18 protein-coding genes are annotated in these 16,185 nt (G+C 30.0%); 17 read left to right on the top strand and 1 reads right to left on the bottom strand.

Annotated elements, in window-relative coordinates; genetic code table 11:
- The 6 genes from ypdE (at position 1) to CSBG_RS04560 (ending at position 5,402) form a co-directional block, all read left to right on the top strand.
- On the top strand, positions 1-1,041 hold the full coding sequence (ypdE, locus tag CSBG_RS04535; protein WP_008677468.1) for an aminopeptidase: 1,041 nt from the start codon (positions 1-3) through the stop codon (positions 1,039-1,041).
- Between the two features lie 12 nt (positions 1,042-1,053).
- A complete protein-coding gene (locus CSBG_RS04540; protein WP_008677470.1) occupies positions 1,054-1,374 on the top strand; it encodes a PTS lactose/cellobiose transporter subunit IIA in 321 nt (106 codons plus the stop codon).
- Between the two features lies 1 nt (position 1,375).
- A complete protein-coding gene (locus CSBG_RS04545; RefSeq protein ID WP_008677472.1) occupies positions 1,376-1,714 on the top strand; it encodes a PTS sugar transporter subunit IIB in 339 nt (112 codons plus the stop codon).
- 30 nt (positions 1,715-1,744) lie between these two features.
- Positions 1,745-3,070, top strand: a complete 1,326-nt coding sequence (locus tag CSBG_RS04550; protein ID WP_008677473.1) for a PTS transporter subunit EIIC — start codon at positions 1,745-1,747, stop codon at positions 3,068-3,070.
- Between the two features lie 76 nt (positions 3,071-3,146).
- Positions 3,147-4,217 carry an aminopeptidase P family protein gene (locus tag CSBG_RS04555; protein ID WP_008677475.1) on the top strand — a complete coding sequence of 357 codons (1,071 nt, stop codon included), beginning with the start codon at positions 3,147-3,149 and terminating at the stop codon, positions 4,215-4,217.
- A complete protein-coding gene (locus CSBG_RS04560) occupies positions 4,218-5,402 on the top strand; it encodes a PatB family C-S lyase (protein ID WP_008677476.1) in 1,185 nt (394 codons plus the stop codon).
- A gap of 75 nt (positions 5,403-5,477) precedes the next feature.
- Here CSBG_RS04560 and CSBG_RS04565 read toward each other — a convergent pair whose 3' ends face one another.
- Positions 5,478-6,536, bottom strand: a complete 1,059-nt coding sequence (locus tag CSBG_RS04565) for a nitronate monooxygenase family protein (protein WP_008677477.1) — start codon at positions 6,534-6,536, stop codon at positions 5,478-5,480.
- Between the two features lie 529 nt (positions 6,537-7,065).
- Here CSBG_RS04565 and CSBG_RS04570 point away from each other — a divergent pair.
- Genes CSBG_RS04570 through CSBG_RS04620 form a run of 11 tightly spaced genes read left to right on the top strand, consistent with a single transcriptional unit; the run spans position 7,066 to position 16,126 of the window.
- Positions 7,066-8,043 (top strand): beta-ketoacyl-ACP synthase III, encoded by a 978-nt coding sequence (locus tag CSBG_RS04570; protein WP_008677478.1) that lies wholly within the window; start codon positions 7,066-7,068, stop codon positions 8,041-8,043.
- 12 nt (positions 8,044-8,055) lie between these two features.
- Positions 8,056-8,283 (top strand): acyl carrier protein, encoded by a 228-nt coding sequence (gene acpP / locus CSBG_RS04575; protein ID WP_008677479.1) that lies wholly within the window; start codon positions 8,056-8,058, stop codon positions 8,281-8,283.
- Positions 8,284-8,298: 15 nt separating this feature from the next.
- Positions 8,299-9,225 (top strand): enoyl-[acyl-carrier-protein] reductase FabK, encoded by a 927-nt coding sequence (gene fabK, locus CSBG_RS04580; RefSeq protein ID WP_008677480.1) that lies wholly within the window; start codon positions 8,299-8,301, stop codon positions 9,223-9,225.
- 12 nt (positions 9,226-9,237) lie between these two features.
- The gene (fabD, locus tag CSBG_RS04585) at positions 9,238-10,191 is read left to right on the top strand and encodes an ACP S-malonyltransferase (RefSeq protein ID WP_008677481.1); all 954 of its coding nucleotides are present in this window, start codon (positions 9,238-9,240) and stop codon (positions 10,189-10,191) included.
- Complete coding sequence (gene fabG / locus CSBG_RS04590; protein ID WP_008677482.1) at positions 10,184-10,927, top strand: 3-oxoacyl-[acyl-carrier-protein] reductase; 744 nt, start codon at positions 10,184-10,186, stop codon at positions 10,925-10,927. The genes fabD and fabG overlap by 8 nt, the downstream gene beginning before the upstream one ends.
- Before the next feature lie 14 nt (positions 10,928-10,941).
- On the top strand, positions 10,942-12,183 hold the full coding sequence (gene fabF / locus CSBG_RS04595) for a beta-ketoacyl-ACP synthase II (RefSeq protein WP_008677483.1): 1,242 nt from the start codon (positions 10,942-10,944) through the stop codon (positions 12,181-12,183).
- A 2-nt stretch (positions 12,184-12,185) separates the two neighbouring features.
- On the top strand, positions 12,186-12,671 hold the full coding sequence (gene accB / locus CSBG_RS04600) for an acetyl-CoA carboxylase biotin carboxyl carrier protein (RefSeq protein WP_008677484.1): 486 nt from the start codon (positions 12,186-12,188) through the stop codon (positions 12,669-12,671).
- 9 nt (positions 12,672-12,680) lie between these two features.
- The gene (fabZ, locus tag CSBG_RS04605; protein ID WP_008677485.1) at positions 12,681-13,097 is read left to right on the top strand and encodes a 3-hydroxyacyl-ACP dehydratase FabZ; all 417 of its coding nucleotides are present in this window, start codon (positions 12,681-12,683) and stop codon (positions 13,095-13,097) included.
- A gap of 15 nt (positions 13,098-13,112) precedes the next feature.
- A complete protein-coding gene (locus CSBG_RS04610) occupies positions 13,113-14,456 on the top strand; it encodes an acetyl-CoA carboxylase biotin carboxylase subunit (protein ID WP_008677486.1) in 1,344 nt (447 codons plus the stop codon).
- Between the two features lie 12 nt (positions 14,457-14,468).
- The gene (accD, locus tag CSBG_RS04615) at positions 14,469-15,329 is read left to right on the top strand and encodes an acetyl-CoA carboxylase, carboxyltransferase subunit beta (protein WP_035285030.1); all 861 of its coding nucleotides are present in this window, start codon (positions 14,469-14,471) and stop codon (positions 15,327-15,329) included.
- Positions 15,330-15,331: 2 nt separating this feature from the next.
- Positions 15,332-16,126 (top strand): acetyl-CoA carboxylase carboxyltransferase subunit alpha, encoded by a 795-nt coding sequence (locus tag CSBG_RS04620; RefSeq protein WP_035285032.1) that lies wholly within the window; start codon positions 15,332-15,334, stop codon positions 16,124-16,126.
- Positions 16,127-16,185 lie beyond the last annotated feature (59 nt).

Here is a 16,185-nt window from a genome sequence, read left to right on the forward strand (position 1 = left end):
ATGAATATCGCATATTTAAAAAAATTAAGTAATTCAGATAGTATTGCATCAAATGAAGCTGAAGTAAGAAATGTAATGTTAGAAGAACTAAAAGATTATGCAGATGAAATATCTTATGATAATTTAGGCAGTATTATTTTTAAAAAAGAAGGAAATATTAATGGGCCAAAGATAATGATATGTTCACATATTGATGAAGTTGGTTTCATGGTAAGGAGTATTTCTAGCCAAGGACAAATTATGTTGATGGAAGTAGGGGGGGTTAAGCAATTATCAAAATTTATGCAGAAAGTAAGAATAACAACTAATGAGGGACGTAAAGTCAATGGAATATTAAATGCTAATTATGATAATGGAGTAGCAACTAAAGTATATGTTGATATTGGTGCAACTAGTTATGAAGAGGTATTGAAGCTTGGAATAGAAGTTGGGGATATGGTGACATTTACTACTGAATTTGAGGAATTAGATATAGATAATACTATTTGCGGAAAAGCGTTTGACGATAGGTTAGGGTGTTTTATTATTGGAGAAGTATTAAAAAAGCTAAAGAATGAGGTTCATCCTAATACAGTATATTTTGTTGGGACAAGTAGTGAAGAGGTAGGAATAAGAGGTGCAAAAACAGCAACATATAAAATAAATCCAGATATAATATTTCCAATAGATGTGGCTTGTTTTTCAGATGAATTTATAAGAGATCATACAAATAACAGACAAATATCAAAGGGAATGATGCTTACAAATTTTGATAGGACTTTAGTTCCAAATAGAAAATTAATAAATTTTATAAAAAAATCAGCAAGAAATTTAAATAAGGAACTTCAGTTAGATATGTTTACGACTGGAGGAACTGATGGGGGAGAAGCACATAAGGTATATTCAGGAAAGCCAGTAGCTGTATCATGTATACCTGTTAGATATGGACATTGTGGATATTCCATTGCAAATAAAAATGACATTCAAGATGCTATAGATATTTTTGTAGAAATAATCAAAAATTTTGATGAAAAAGCATATGAAGAAACTATAAAATTTTAGGAGGAAAATAGTATGACGGAGTTAGAAAAAGATATTATGAACATTATTTCCATAGCAGGAGATAGCAAAGGAAAGGCATTTGAAGCATTAAAGAAAGTAAAGGATATGGATTTTGAAGGAGCTAAATCTTTGCTTGAAGAATCAAGAAAATTAGATTTAGAGGCACATAAGATTCAAACAAAATTAATAACAAATGAAATGGATCCTGAAAAAGAAAATACCCCTATATCATTGTTAATGGTACATGCTCAAGATCATTATATGACAAGTCAATTAGCTAGAGATTTAGTTGAAACACTAGTAGAAGTTTTTAAATATCAAGGAGGTAAATAATATGAAAATTTTATTATGTTGTGCAGGCGGATTTTCAACAAATATGTTAATGCAAAATATGAAAAAGGTTGTAAAAGAGAGCGCTAAATTAAATGAAGAAGATTTTAAATTTATAGCTATTCCAGCAGATTCATTAGAAGGGGAAATTGATAATTGGGATATAGTATTAGTTGGGCCTCAAGTATCACATAAAACTGATTTCATAGAAGCTATATGTAAGCCTAGAAATATACCGTTTGTTGTAATAGATAAAGATGTATATGGTCAAATGGATGGAGCAACAGTATTAAAACTAGCTTTAGTAACTTATAAAAAGCATCAATTAGCAAATAAAAGATAATAACAAATAGTAAAGGGGGAATGAGATAAGATGTTTAAAAAGTTTGAAGAACTAATGAATAAGTATCTTATGCCAATTGCGCATAAAGTTGATAAGCAGAGGCATCTAAGTGCAATAAAAGCTGCTATGGTTGCTATGACACCGTTTACTATATTGGGAAGCTTTTTTGCTATAATTCCAGCACTTCCTAATATGATTGGAACTGAAAATGCTGTTAGCCAATTTATTTTAAATAATAGTGAACTATTAGATTTACCTGTTACTTTATCAATAGGATTAATGAGTTTATATGTAGTTATGTGTATTGCATATAACTTAGGTAATCATTATAAATTATATATTCCAGGGTGTATAACTTTAGCTACTTTTGCCTTTTTGTTTACAGCAATTGAAACTGTAGATGGTGGTGTATCTATTAGTTATTTAGGGTCAAAAGGATTATTTTGTGCAATGCTAGTTGGTATAATAGCAGTTGAATTGTACCGTTTTTGTAAAGAGAAAAATATTACAATTCGTATGCCAGAAGGAGTTCCAGATTTTGTATCAAAGTCCTTTGAGCTTATTCCAATAACAATAATAGTTGCTGGAACATTTATATTAATTAGATTCTTATCATTAAAGATATTTGGAACATTGCCACCACAAATTTTAACTAAGTTTATTTCACCATTAGTTGGATCAATGGATAATCCTTGGGCAGTTCTTGGATTACACTTTGCAATATGTACAATATTCTTCTTTGGAATACACTCATCAGTATTTGGACCAGTAACAAGACCTATAATGGCTACATTTATTGCAGAAAACATTCAAGCAATGCAAGCTGGACAACCATTACCACATTTCTATACAGCAGGAACATCAAGTGCGTTTTTTGGATTTACAGGAGCTGGAATAACTATTGGATGCGTAATTGCTTGCTTATTATCTAAATCTAAGCGTTATCGAAAGATTGGACAAATTTCACTTTTCCCATCATTGTTTGGAGTTAATGAGCCAATATTATTTGGAGCACCAATTATATTAAATCCAATAATGTTTATTCCATTTGTATTTGGAGGAGCAATAATAGGAACTTTACCTATGTTTATGATGCATTGGGGATTGTTAAATAAACCATTTTTTGATCCACCATATGTAGGAGTATTTTTAGAAGCATTTTTAACAAATGGAGATTGGAGAATATTAATTGCAAACGGGTTACAATTAATTTTAGCTGTCTTGATATATTTACCTTTCTTCAAGATAATGGAAAAACAAGAGCTTAAGAATGAGAAAGAAAAGCTTAATAAGGAAAGTAATATATTCTCTAATGAAGATAAAGATATTCTATCTGATTTAGATTTAGACTTCTAACAAAAATATAATCGATAAAAATGAGCAATATGAACTATAGGTGTATATTGCTCATTTATTATAGAAAGGGAGAAATATGAAAGAAAGAAGAGATAAGTTTAGAAAGATTCTAATTGATAATGATATAGATGCTATATTAATTAAAAGTAAGTCAAATAAAAGATATATTGGTGCTTTATCTGGAAGTGGAGTAAAAGTATTAATAACTAAAGATGACGATTATCAAATTATGGATGGAAGATATATAAATGAAGCAAATGAAGTAACCTCAGGATTTACAAATATAGTGCATGAACAGGGTAAGAATTATATTAAAGTAGTAAAAGAAATTTTAGGAAGTAGAAATAGAGTTGGAGTAGAGCCTAATCAAATTTTATTGAAAGAGTATTTAAATTTAAAGGATTTTGATCTAGAAATAAATTTATTAGATGATGAATTAGAATGGATAAGAAGATGTAAAGATATTTATGAAATTAAATCAATAAAAAAAGCCTGTGAGATTACAGATAAAGTGTTTAAAGAGATTTTAGATAATATACGCATAGGCATGAAAGAATATGAATTATCAGCACTTATTCAATATTTATCAATAAGCAACGGAGCGAGTGGGATGGCTTTTGATACAATTGTTGCAAGTGGTAAAAGAGGATCTATGCCGCATGGAAGACCAACAGATAAAGAATTCGCTGCACATGAATTTATTACAATAGATTTTGGAATTATATATGAAGGTTATCAGTCAGATATGACGAGAACCATATGCATAGATGAGCCAGATCCTAAGTTAAAGAAAATATATGACATAGTTTTAGAAGCACAAATGGCAGGAGTGAATTATATAAAAGCAGGAGTTGCATGCAAAGATGTAGATAAGCATGTAAGGGATATAATAAGTGGTTACGGTTTTGGAAAATATTTTACACATGGATTAGGACATGGAATTGGAATAGGGGATGGAGAGTTACCTATATTAAATAGTAAAAGTAATACTATTTTGGAGGAAGGTATGGTAATGTCTTGCGAACCAGGAATTTATATACCTAATACATGTGGAGTAAGAATAGAGGATGATGTATTAATTGAAAATGGGGTAGGAGTTGTACTAAATAATACAAGTAAAGATTTAATAATCCTGGAGGGAAAATAAATGAAATATAATTTAGATAAAAAGATTAATAGAAAGCTTAGCCACTGTCGTAAATGGGATAATAAAATTTTGAAAGAAAAGTTTGGTGTTAACGAAGATGCTATACCAATGGATATAGCTGAGCTAGATTTCGAATGTTCTCCTTCAATTAAAGAAGCATTGATAAAGAGAGCTAGCTTAGGTGATTATGGGTATACATATGATTATGATGAATATTATGACGCTATTATAAACTGGAATAAACGTAGGTTTAATGTGAATATAGAGAGAGATTGGATAAAGTTAGTGTTTGGTACTTGCTCCACATTACATTATATAGTTCAGTGTTTTTGTAATGAAGGAGATTCAGTAATGATTAATACTCCTGCTTATGATCCATTTGCTGAAGCTGTAGAGCGTGGTGGATGTAAATTAGTTTGCAATACATTAAAGTTAGTTGGTATGAGATATTATTTAGACTTTGAAAAAATGGAAGAACAGATTATAGAGAACAATGTTAAACTATATATTTTCTGTAGCCCACAAAATCCTAGTGGACGCGTGTGGTCAAAGGAAGAACTAAATAGATTAAGTGAAATATGTATTAAGCATGATGTGCTTTTAGTATGTGATGAAATACATAGGGATATAGTTTTTAATAGAGAGTCATTTACTACCCTATGGAATGCAAATGAAAATATAGATAATAATAGTATTATGTGTATATCACCTAATAAGGGATTTAATTTAGGTGGATTAAAATCATCATATATAATTATTAAAAACCCCAATATTAGGAATAAGATGCTAAATTACCTAAAGAAAGTCTATGTTACAAGTCCACATGTTTTTGCAATTCCAGCAGTTGTTGCAGCTTATAATGAAAGTGAAGAATGGCTTGATGAAGTAACTAAATATATAGAAGAAAACTTTATGATACTTTACAAGTGGATTGAAAGAAATATGCCTATGGCAAAGGTAATGAAAGCAGACTCAAGTTTTTTAGCTTGGATTAATATTAAAGATATATTTAAAAACGAAGATGAATTAAAGGAATTTTTTAAAAAATCAAATATATCAATGGTTGTGGGAAGTTATTTTGTTAAAGATGGAGAAGGCTGGGTTAGATTAAATATAGGTACTCAAAGAGAAATTTTATTAGAGGCCTTAAATAGAATGGAAAGAACTTTAAATAGTCAGAAATAATTTAATGAAACAAAAGTGAAAATAATAAATGAAAAATTCATTTGAATTTTTCATTTATTATTTTTATATAAATTACTAGTTCTTTCCCATTAATTCATCTATAAGTTCTTTTACAGAAATTATTTTATTTATTCGATGAGCATTTGCACCACAGAAAACTAATCCATTTTCGACATCGCCTTTTACAGCGTTGATTAAAGCTGAGCTTATACAATATGGTGTTGTTGCTGGGGTACAAGGAATCAAGCAATTATAACATTTAGTTATTTTTACTTTTTGATTTTTTAATGTTTCTGTTAATTTGTTTTTTATAGCTCTTCCTGGCATCCCTACAGGACTTATAGTTAATTCAATATCTTCTTTATTGCAATTAACATAAGCATTTTTAAAATTAATATGAGCATCACATTCATGAGTTGCTACAAATCTTGTTGCAACTTGTACGCCATTAGCTCCAAGATTTAGGTATTTAACCATATCATCATTAGTAAATACGCCACCAGCTACTACCACAGGGATTTCGGTATTAAATTCATTTTCGAAGTTTCTAACTTCTTTAATTATGTTTATAACGTTATTATCGAAATTTTTAATTTCATCATTTAGGTTATTTGCCTTAAAGCCAAGATGGCCACCTGCCATTGGACCTTCAACAATTACTGCATCAGCAGTTCTATTGAAATGTTTTTTCCAATATCCTAGTATTACTTTTACAGCTTTTGAAGATGAAACTATAGGAGCTATCTTTATTGAGCTTCCTTTTGTAATTTCAGGTAAGTTCAATGGAAGTCCAGCACCAGATATAATTAAATCAGCACCAGCTTCAATTGCTGCCTTTACATGTTCAACATAATTGTTCATTGCGACCATTACATTAACACCTATTAGTCCATTTGAACTTATTTCTTTAGCTTTTTTTATATGATTAGCTAACCCTCTTAGATTAGCTTTTAATGTATTAGCTTCAAAATCTTCTTCCATATAACCTGCATGAGCAGCAGAAATAACACCAATAGCACCATTCTTTGCAACATTACCTGCAAGATTTGATAGAGATACTCCAACACCCATTCCCCCTTGAATTATAGGGACTTTAGCTATTAAATCACCAATTTTTAATGGTTTAATATTCATAATTTTACTCCTTTAAATTTTAAGAATAATACTTTGATAATCAAAATATTATTAATAGTATAGTTCAGAATTTTGGAAAAAACAATAGATAGTTTAAATAATAATTTATGTTAATAGATACTAATTATATTTTGGAAAATAAAATAAGAAAATGTGAAAATCACGAAATGAAGAAATTTATTATGCTTTGATATGGAAAATATAAAATTAAATATAAGAAAATCTTATTATATTTTAAATTTATAATTAAAAAAATATTACGAATGTTGACAAATTAAAAAAATGGTATTATCATGATGATATTACTTTGATAGTCAAAATATTTGAGAGTAGGAATTTTGTCGATATTTCTGTATTTTTATTTATTTATAGAATAGATATGACATTGAAGTAATTGATTGAATATGTAGAAGTTAAAGTTACACATATTCAATAATAACTTAATATAAAATAATATTTTGATAATAAAAATATTTGATGTTTGAGTTAAATATAACTTGAAAGTAGAATTTTTAGAAAGAGGCGTTAAATGAAAGGGGTAAAAGTAGTTGGATTTGGTCATTATTGTCCAGATAATATAGTAAGTAATAAGGATTTAGAAAGCATAGTTGAAACTACAGACGAATGGATAGTAAAAAGAACCGGAATAAAAGAAAGAAGAATATCTAGTGGAGAAGGCACAGTTGAACTAGCATATAAAGCAGCGTTATCCGCTTTGAAAAATAGTAATTGTGATAAAGATGATATAGATTTAATTGTTGTAGCTACTACTTCACCAGATAAAATTATGCCATCTACAGCTTGCAGTGTTCAAGGACTATTAGGATGTAATAATGCAGCTGCATTTGATATATCAGCAGCATGCTCTGGGTTTGTTTATTCTTTGATAGTTGCATCTAGTTTAATTAGAGGCACTGATAAAAAACGGGCATTAGTAATTGGATCGGAAGTTTTATCTAGAATAATAGATTGGAGCGATAGAAGTACTTGTGTATTATTTGGAGATGGAGCTGGAGCAGCGGTGATTGAAATATCAAATGATGAAGAAGGAATTATAAGTACATGTTTTTCATCTGATGGAAGCCTTGGGGAAAAGAGTTTAGTTGCAGGTGAATTAGAGTTAAATACACCTTTTGCAAAAGATAAAAAGTTAGAAAAAAGATATATAGAAATGAAAGGTGCCGAGGTTTATAAATTTGCAGTATCAATAATACCTCAAATAGTTAATGAATTGTTAGAAAAATCAAATGAGGATATAAAAAATATAAAATATATAGTTCCTCATCAAGCTAATTCAAGAATAATTGATGATGCTGCAAGAAGATTAAAAGTAGATAAGGATAAGTTTTATATTAATCTAGATAAGTATGGAAATACTTCGTCAGCGAGTATTCCAGTGGCTTTAAGTGAAATGTTTGAAAAAGGTCTTATAAAAAGAGGAGATAAAATAATTTTAGCTGCCTTTGGTGGAGGATTAACCTGGGCAGGAACATTAATTAAATTTTAGGAGGATTTTAAAATGATATTTGAAAAGATTAAGGACATAGTAGTAGAACAATTAGGTGTTAATGAAGATGAGGTAAAATTAGAAACTAACTTCATTGAAGATTTAGGTGCAGATTCACTTGATTTATTTCAAGTTGTAATGGATCTTGAAGATGCATTTAACGTAAAAGTTGATAATGTTGAAAATATTAAAACTGTGGGAGATGCAGTAAGATATATAGAAAATGTTATAGAAAAATAGAGTGGAGGAAATCTCATGAACAATAATATTTGCAAATTGTTAAATATTAAATACCCTATTTTTCAAGGGGGGATGGCATGGGTTTCAGATAGTTCTTTAGCAGCTGCAGTTTCTAATGCAGGTGGACTTGGAATAATAGCAGGAGCAAATGCTCCTGCAAGTTTTATAAGAGAAGAAATTAGAAAGACAAAAGAACTAACTGATAAACCTTTTGGTATTAATATAATGTTACTTTCTGAAAATGCAGATGAGATAGCAAAAATTGTAATTGAAGAAGGGGTAAAAGTTGTTACAACTGGAGCTGGAAATCCAGGAAAGTATATTGCAAGATGGAAGGAAGCTGGAGTTCGGGTTATTCCTGTTGTTGCATCAGTTGCATTAGCAAAGAGAATGGAAAGAGCTGGAGCAGATGCTGTTATAGCAGAAGGGTGTGAAGCAGGGGGACATATTGGTAAGTTAACTACTATGGTTTTACTTCCTCAAGTTGTAGATGCAGTAAATATTCCAGTTATAGCAGCAGGTGGAATAGGAGATGGAAGAGGCATAGGAGCAGCCTTTATATTAGGGGCAAGTGGAGTTCAAGTTGGAACAAGGTTTCTAGTTGCTAACGAATGTAGTATTCACGAGAATTATAAGGATGCTGTAGTTAAGTCAAAAGATATAGATACTGTTGTAACTGGTAGAGTTACAGGTCATCCAGTTCAAGTTATAAAGAATAAGCTTGCAAGGGAGTATTTAAATCTAGAAGGTAAAAATGCTTCTATAGAAGAGTTAGAGGAATTAGGTAGAGGAGCACTGAGAAAAGCTGTAAAAGATGGAGATATAGAAAATGGATCTCTTATGGCAGGTCAAATTTCAGGGATGATTACAAAAAAGCAAAGTGCTAAGGAAATTATAGAAGAAATGTTTAATGAATATGAAAATATAAGAAAGAGCCTTTAAAGAGGAGGAAGTATGAAAACAGCTTTTGTTTTTGCAGGTCAAGGATCTCAATATATAGGAATGGGAAAAGATTTATATGAACATATTCTAAGATGTAAAGAGATTTTTGATAAAGCAAATGATATATTGAGTTTTGATATAAAAGAACTAATATTTAATGGAAATAAAGAAGACTTAGATATTACAGAAAATACGCAACCAGCTATTTTGATAACTTCAATTGCAGCAAAAGAAGCACTTGAAGAAAGAGGTATTAAAGCGGATGTTGTTGCAGGACTAAGTCTTGGGGAGTATTCAGCTTTAGTATGTGCAAATGCTTTAAGTTTTGAAGAAGCAGTTGCTTTAGTGAAAAAAAGAGGAAGATATATGCAAGAAGCAGTTCCTATTGGAGTTGGATCTATGGCTGCCATAATAGGATTACCTATAGAAAAAATAAAGATAGCTATAGAAAATTCTAGAGATAAGGGAATAGTAGAAATTGCTAATTATAACACTAATAATCAAATTGTAATTGGTGGAGAAAAAGAAGCAGTAGAAAAAGCTAAAGAACTATGTTTGGAATATGGAGCCAAAAGAGCTATTGAATTAAAAGTATCTGGACCTTTTCATACATCCTTGTTAGAAAAAGCATCAATAAAGCTCAAAGAAGAACTTAAAAACATAGAATTTAATAAACCTAGTACAAAAATAATATCTAATGTTACAGCGGAGTTTATAGATAATAAATCTGATATAGAAGAATTACTTTTTAGTCAAATAAAATCATCTGTTAAATGGAGTAAAAGTATAGAAAAAATGCTTAATATGGGTGTTGATACATTTATTGAATTTGGACCAGGTAGAGTGTTAAGTAGCTTTATCAAGGAAATAAGTAGAGAGAAAGGCTTAAAAGTAAATATTTATAATGTTGAAGATATGAAATCTTTAAATAAAACATTAGAAGGGATAGGAATTTTAAATGGTTAAGGATAAAAATGCAATAGTTACAGGTGGAACTAGAGGTATAGGTAGAGAAATAGCAAGGACATTAGCACAAAATGGAGCTAATATTGCTATAAACTATAGAAAATATAATGAAGAAGTAGAAAGTTTAATAGAAGAATTAAAGAGCTTTGGCGTTAAAGTAGTAGCATGCAAATGTGATGTAAGCAATGAAGAAGAAGTAATTAACTTTATAAAAGAAGTAAAGGATAAATTTGAAAGTATAGATATCTTAGTTAACAATGCGGGAATTACTAAAGATGGATTAATTATAAGAATGAGTGAAAAAGATTTTGATGATGTTATAGATGTAAATTTGAAAGGGACTTTCAATACAACTAAAGCAGTTTCATCTATTATGGTTAAGCAAAGATACGGAAAGATAATAAATATATCTTCTGTTGTTGGAGTAGCTGGGAATGCAGGTCAATGCAATTATGCTGCATCTAAAGCTGGTGTAATAGGATTTTCAAAATCAGTAGCAAGAGAGCTTGCAGCTAGAAATATAAATGTTAATGTTATTGCTCCTGGATATATAAATACAGATATGACAAGTGTTTTACCAGATAGAGTAAAAGAAGAAGTAATAAAGACAATTCCTATGAAAAAAATAGGAGAGCCTAAAGAAATAGCTAATTTAGTTTTATTCTTATCATCTAATTTATCAAACTATATTACTGGTCAAGTAATAAATGTAGATGGTGGAATGGTTATGCTTTAAAAGGAGAGTAGTTTATGAAGAGAAGAGTAGTAGTTACAGGATTAGGAGCTATAACACCAATTGGAAATTCAATAGATAGTTTTTGGAATGCTGTTAAAGAAGGAAAAAATGGGATAGATAAAATAACATTTTTTGATACAACAGATTTTAAAGTTAAGGTAGCAGCAGAAGTAAAAGACTTTAAAGCAGAGGATTATTTAGGAAAAAAAGATGCTAAAAGACTAGATAGATATACACAATTAGCATTAGTTGCATCAAAAGAGTGTATGAAAGATAGTAACATAGATTTAGATAAAGTAGATAGAGAAAGATTTGGAGTAATATTTGGTTCAGGTATTGGTGGACTTATTACTATAGAAAATCAAATAAGAACTTTAGTAGAAAAGGGACCAAATAGAGTTTCACCATTAACAATTCCAACATCAATATCTAATATTGCAGCTGGAAGTATAGCAATAGAGTTTGGACTTTTAGGATCATGTTTAAGTGTTACTACAGCATGTGCAACTTCAACTCATTGCATTGGTGAAGCTTATAGAAGTATAAAAGATGGATATTTAGATAGAGCAATAGTTGGTGGTGCAGAGGCATCAATTAATGAGTTTGGTATTGCAGGATTTCAAGCTTTGACTGCGCTTAGTAAAAGTGAGGATCCAAACAGAGCTTCTATACCATTCGATAAAGATAGAAATGGTTTTGTAATGGGAGAAGGAGCAGGAGCATTAATTTTAGAGGAATTAGAAAGTGCTCTTAAAAGAGGAGCAAAGATTTATGGAGAAGTTGTAGGATATGGAACAACTTGTGATGCTTATCACATAACTTCACCAACTCTCGATGGAGATGGAGCTTATAGATCAATGAGAGATGCAATGAATGATGCCAATATATTAGCAAATGAAATTGGATATATAAATGCTCATGGTACATCCACAGAGATAAATGATAAGGTAGAAACTTTAGCAATAAAGAAAGCCTTTAAAGATTTAGCAAAAGATGTTTATGTAAGTTCAACAAAGTCTATGACAGGACATTTACTTGGAGCTGCTGGAGCAGTTGAAGCAATAATTTCAATAAAAGCTTTAGAAGATGGATTTATACCAGCAAATATTAATTATTTAAATCCAGATGAAGAATGTGATTTGAATTTAGTTGCTAATGTTGGAAAAAATGAAGAAATAAATTATGCATTATCAAATTCATTGGGGTTTGGTGGCCATAATGGAACAGTTATATTTAAAAAGTGGAGGGGAAGATAGAAATGTTAACTTATGAACAAATAAAAGAATTGATAAAGTCAATAGATTCATCTTCTCTTAGAATATTTGAATTAGAAAGTGATGGTATTAAATTAAAGCTTAGTAAAAATGAAGAAAGCTTCAAAGAAATATCAAAAGATAGTAATAGTAATGGTGGGGTAATAGGTCAGGCTGAAAATAATGCAATAGTAATAAATAATAAAGCTGAAATAAAAGAAGAATCTATTGATATAGAAGATATAAAAAATAATAGTTTCAAATCAGTTAAATCACCTTTAGTTGGAACATTTTATTCATCTGGAACACCTGGTGGAAAACCTTATGTAGAAATAGGTTCTAAAGTAAAAAAAGGTGAAGTTCTTTGTATAGTTGAAGCAATGAAAATAATGAATGAAATAACAGCAGAAGAAGATTGTGAAATAGTAGAAGTTTTAAGAAGTGATGAAGATATTGTAGAGTTTGGAATGGAATTATTTAAGATAAAGTAGGTGAAATATTTGGATATAAAAGAAATTATGGAAATAATCCCTCATAGATACCCATTTCTATTATTAGATAGAGTTGAGAGTTTAGAGGATAATAAAATAGTTGCAATAAAAAATGTAACAATGAATGAATACTTTTTTCAAGGCCACTTTCCAGTAGAACCAGTTATGCCGGGAGTGCTAATAGTTGAAGCACTTGCACAAGCAGGAGCAGTTGCACTTTTAAAAAGAGATGAGTTTAAAGGTAAAATAGCGTACTTTGGTGGAATAAATAATGCAAAGTTTAGAAAAAAGGTTGTTCCTGGAGATACATTAAGGTTAGAGGTAGAGCTTACTAAAATAAGAGGAGCAGCAGGAATAGGTAAAGGAATTGCATATGTAAATGATAAAAAGGTTTGTGAAGCAGAATTAACCTTTATGGTAGGATAGTAAAGAGGTGTTTTTATGATTAGAAAGGTATTAATAGCTAACAGAGGAGAAATAGCGGTAAGGATAATAAGAGCTTGCAAGGAGCTTGGAATACAAACAGTAGCTATTTACTCAGAAGCTGATAAAGATGCTATGCATACTCAGCTTGCAGATGAAGCTATTTGTGTTGGAAAGCCTAAATCAAAGGACTCATATTTAAATGAAAGCAATATTATTAGTGCAGCAGTAATAACCAAATGCAATGCAATTCATCCAGGGTTTGGATTCTTATCAGAAAATGCAGAATTTGCATCTATTTGTGAAGAATGTAACATAAAATTTATAGGACCAAGTAGTAAAACTATAAGCATTATGGGAGATAAGGCTAGAGCTAGAGAAATTATGAAAAATGCCGATGTTCCTGTAATACCTGGAAGCAATGGAATAGTTAAAAGTATTGAAGAGGCATATATAGAGGCTAAAGAAATAGGGTATCCAGTAATGATAAAAGCAGCTTTAGGGGGAGGCGGTAAAGGAATTAGAATAGTTCATAAAGAAGATGAACTTGAAAATGCTTACTTTACTGCAAAATCAGAAGCTAAAGTTAATTTTGGCGATGATACAATATATATTGAAAAGTTTATTGAAAATCCTAGGCATATAGAATTTCAAATCTTAGGTGACGAACATGGAAATATTATTCATCTAGGGGAAAGAGATTGTACTATACAAAGAAGAAATCAAAAGGTATTAGAAGAAGCACCATCATCAATATTAAGTGATGATTTAAGAATAGAAATGGGAAGAGCAGCAATTAATGCAGCTAAAGCAGTAAATTATTTTAATGCAGGAACAATAGAATTTTTAGTAGATAAATATAGTAATTTTTATTTTATGGAGATGAATACAAGAATTCAAGTAGAGCATCCAATAACAGAAATGATAACATCAATTGATATTGTAAAAGAACAAATAAAAATTGCAAGTGGAGAATGTTTAAGCTTTTCTCAAGATGAAGTTGAAATAAAAGGGCATGCTATTGAGTGCAGAATAAATGCTGAAAATCCTAGAAAAGGGTTTATACCTTCACCAGGGAAAATTGAATTTTTAAATTTACCTGGAGGTAATGGAATCAGAGTAGATACAGCAGTTTATTCAGGATATACTATTCCGCCAACATACGATTCAATGATAGCTAAGCTTATAGCTTATGGTAAGAGTAGAGAAGAAGCAATTAATAAAATGCTTAGAGCACTAGATGAGTTTGTGATAGAAGGTATTGATAATAATATAGATTTTCAAATAGATATTTTAAATAATGAGAAATTTCGCTTAGGGGACTTTGATACTAGTTTTATAAGCAAAGAATATAATTTATAGTTGGTGAAAATTATGGGGATTTTTAAAAAGAGACAATACGGAGTTATTAACATAACTCCACAAGAAGATGAAAAAGATATACCTATAGTTCCTGATGGAACTTGGATAAAATGCAGTAAATGTGGAAAAATTTTATATAAAAAGTCCTTAGAAGAAAATCTTAATATATGTTCAAACTGTAATCATTATTTTAGATTAGGTAGTTATGAAAGATTATCATATATTTGTGATAAAGATACTTTTAGAGAATTTAATAAATATATGAAATCAAAAAATCCAATGGATTTTCCAAACTACGAAGAAAAATTGAAGGTTAATGAAGAAAAGAGTGGTAACTTTGAAGCAGTAGTAACAGGGGAATGCGAAATTGGTGGAAATAGAACAATTATTGCAGTTATGGATTCAAACTTTCTAATGGGAAGTATGGGAACTGTAGTAGGAGAAAAAATAACTTTAGCAATAGAGGAAGCTACGAAAAGAAAATTACCTATTATAATTTTTACAGCTTCTGGAGGAGCGAGAATGCAAGAAGGAATATTTTCTTTAATGCAAATGGCTAAGATAAGTAGTGCACTTGCAAAACATAGTGAAGAAGGACTTCTTTATATAACGGTTTTAACAGATCCAACAACAGGTGGAGTTACAGCAAGTTTTGCTATGCTTGGAGATATTATACTGTCGGAGCCTAAGGTATTAATAGGCTTTGCAGGAAGAAGAGTAATAGAAGGAACTATAAAAGAAAAATTGCCTGAAAATTTCCAAAGTGCAGAATTTTTATTGGATAATGGATTTATAGATAATATTATAAAAAGAGAAGATTTAAAAAAAGCTCTTTCAACTCTTCTAAAATTTCATAGGAAAAAGGAGGTGTAGTTGTGAATAAAAAAATCAAAGCATATGACAGATTAGTGATAGCAAGAATGGTGGAAAGACCAACTACACTTGATTATATAGATAAAATATTTACTAATTTTTTTGAATTACATGGAGATAGATGTTTTAAAGATGATAAATCTATAGTAGGAGGAATTGGACTTTTAAATGGTAATCCAATTACTATAATAGGAATCCAAAAAGGAAAAGATTTAAAAGAAAATATGGAAAGAAATTTCGGATCCCCTCATCCAGAAGGATATAGAAAAGCTCTAAGATTGATGAAGCAAGCTGAAAAATTTAACAGACCTATTGTTTGTTTTATAAATACATCAGGGGCATACTGTGGTGTTGGTGCAGAAGAAAGAGGTCAAGGAGAAGCAATAGCAAGAAATTTAATAGAAATAGCACAAATCAAAGTACCTATAATTTCAATAATAATAGGTGAAGGTGGAAGTGGTGGAGCTTTAGCTTTAGCTTGTGGAGATAGAGTTTGGATGCTTGAAAACTCTGTTTATTCTATACTTTCTCCAGAAGGATTTGCATCAATACTTTTAAAAGATCCTTCAAAATCAAAGGATGTTGCAGAAATTATGGGGATAACATCATATGAGCTTTTAGAAAGAGGTATAATTGAAAAGATAATAAAGGAACCAAGAGGGGGAGCTCATAAGAATATAGAGTTAGTTGCAAATTCTATAAAAGAAGAACTAATAAATGAATTTAAAATATTAAATAATAAATCTAAAGAGGTATTATTAGAGGAACGATATTTAAGATTTAGAAAGTTTAAATAAAACAATTTAATATTAATAAAATGACTATAATGTATTTTTAATATATAAGGAGATGTAGT

It is taken from the genome of Clostridium sp. 7_2_43FAA, from assembly GCF_000158375.2.
GTDB lineage: Bacteria > Bacillota > Clostridia > Clostridiales > Clostridiaceae > Clostridium > Clostridium tertium.

Excerpts from the sequence above, each read along its gene's own strand:
- accB (WP_008677484.1), top strand. The coding sequence starts at position 12,186 with ATGTTAACTTATGAACAAATAAAAGAATTGATAAAGTCAATAGATTCA.
- accD (WP_035285030.1), top strand. The coding sequence starts at position 14,469 with ATGGGGATTTTTAAAAAGAGACAATACGGAGTTATTAACATAACTCCA.
- CSBG_RS04550 (WP_008677473.1), top strand. The coding sequence starts at position 1,745 with ATGTTTAAAAAGTTTGAAGAACTAATGAATAAGTATCTTATGCCAATT.
- CSBG_RS04565 (WP_008677477.1), bottom strand. The coding sequence starts at position 6,536 with ATGAATATTAAACCATTAAAAATTGGTGATTTAATAGCTAAAGTCCCT.
- ypdE (WP_008677468.1), top strand. The coding sequence starts at position 1 with ATGAATATCGCATATTTAAAAAAATTAAGTAATTCAGATAGTATTGCA.
- fabD (WP_008677481.1), top strand. The coding sequence starts at position 9,238 with ATGAAAACAGCTTTTGTTTTTGCAGGTCAAGGATCTCAATATATAGGA.
- CSBG_RS04545 (WP_008677472.1), top strand. The coding sequence starts at position 1,376 with ATGAAAATTTTATTATGTTGTGCAGGCGGATTTTCAACAAATATGTTA.
- acpP (WP_008677479.1), top strand. The coding sequence starts at position 8,056 with ATGATATTTGAAAAGATTAAGGACATAGTAGTAGAACAATTAGGTGTT.
- fabK (WP_008677480.1), top strand. The coding sequence starts at position 8,299 with ATGAACAATAATATTTGCAAATTGTTAAATATTAAATACCCTATTTTT.
- fabF (WP_008677483.1), top strand. The coding sequence starts at position 10,942 with ATGAAGAGAAGAGTAGTAGTTACAGGATTAGGAGCTATAACACCAATT.
- CSBG_RS04560 (WP_008677476.1), top strand. The coding sequence starts at position 4,218 with ATGAAATATAATTTAGATAAAAAGATTAATAGAAAGCTTAGCCACTGT.
- CSBG_RS04555 (WP_008677475.1), top strand. The coding sequence starts at position 3,147 with ATGAAAGAAAGAAGAGATAAGTTTAGAAAGATTCTAATTGATAATGAT.
- fabG (WP_008677482.1), top strand. The coding sequence starts at position 10,184 with ATGGTTAAGGATAAAAATGCAATAGTTACAGGTGGAACTAGAGGTATA.
- CSBG_RS04540 (WP_008677470.1), top strand. The coding sequence starts at position 1,054 with ATGACGGAGTTAGAAAAAGATATTATGAACATTATTTCCATAGCAGGA.
- CSBG_RS04570 (WP_008677478.1), top strand. The coding sequence starts at position 7,066 with ATGAAAGGGGTAAAAGTAGTTGGATTTGGTCATTATTGTCCAGATAAT.
- CSBG_RS04610 (WP_008677486.1), top strand. The coding sequence starts at position 13,113 with ATGATTAGAAAGGTATTAATAGCTAACAGAGGAGAAATAGCGGTAAGG.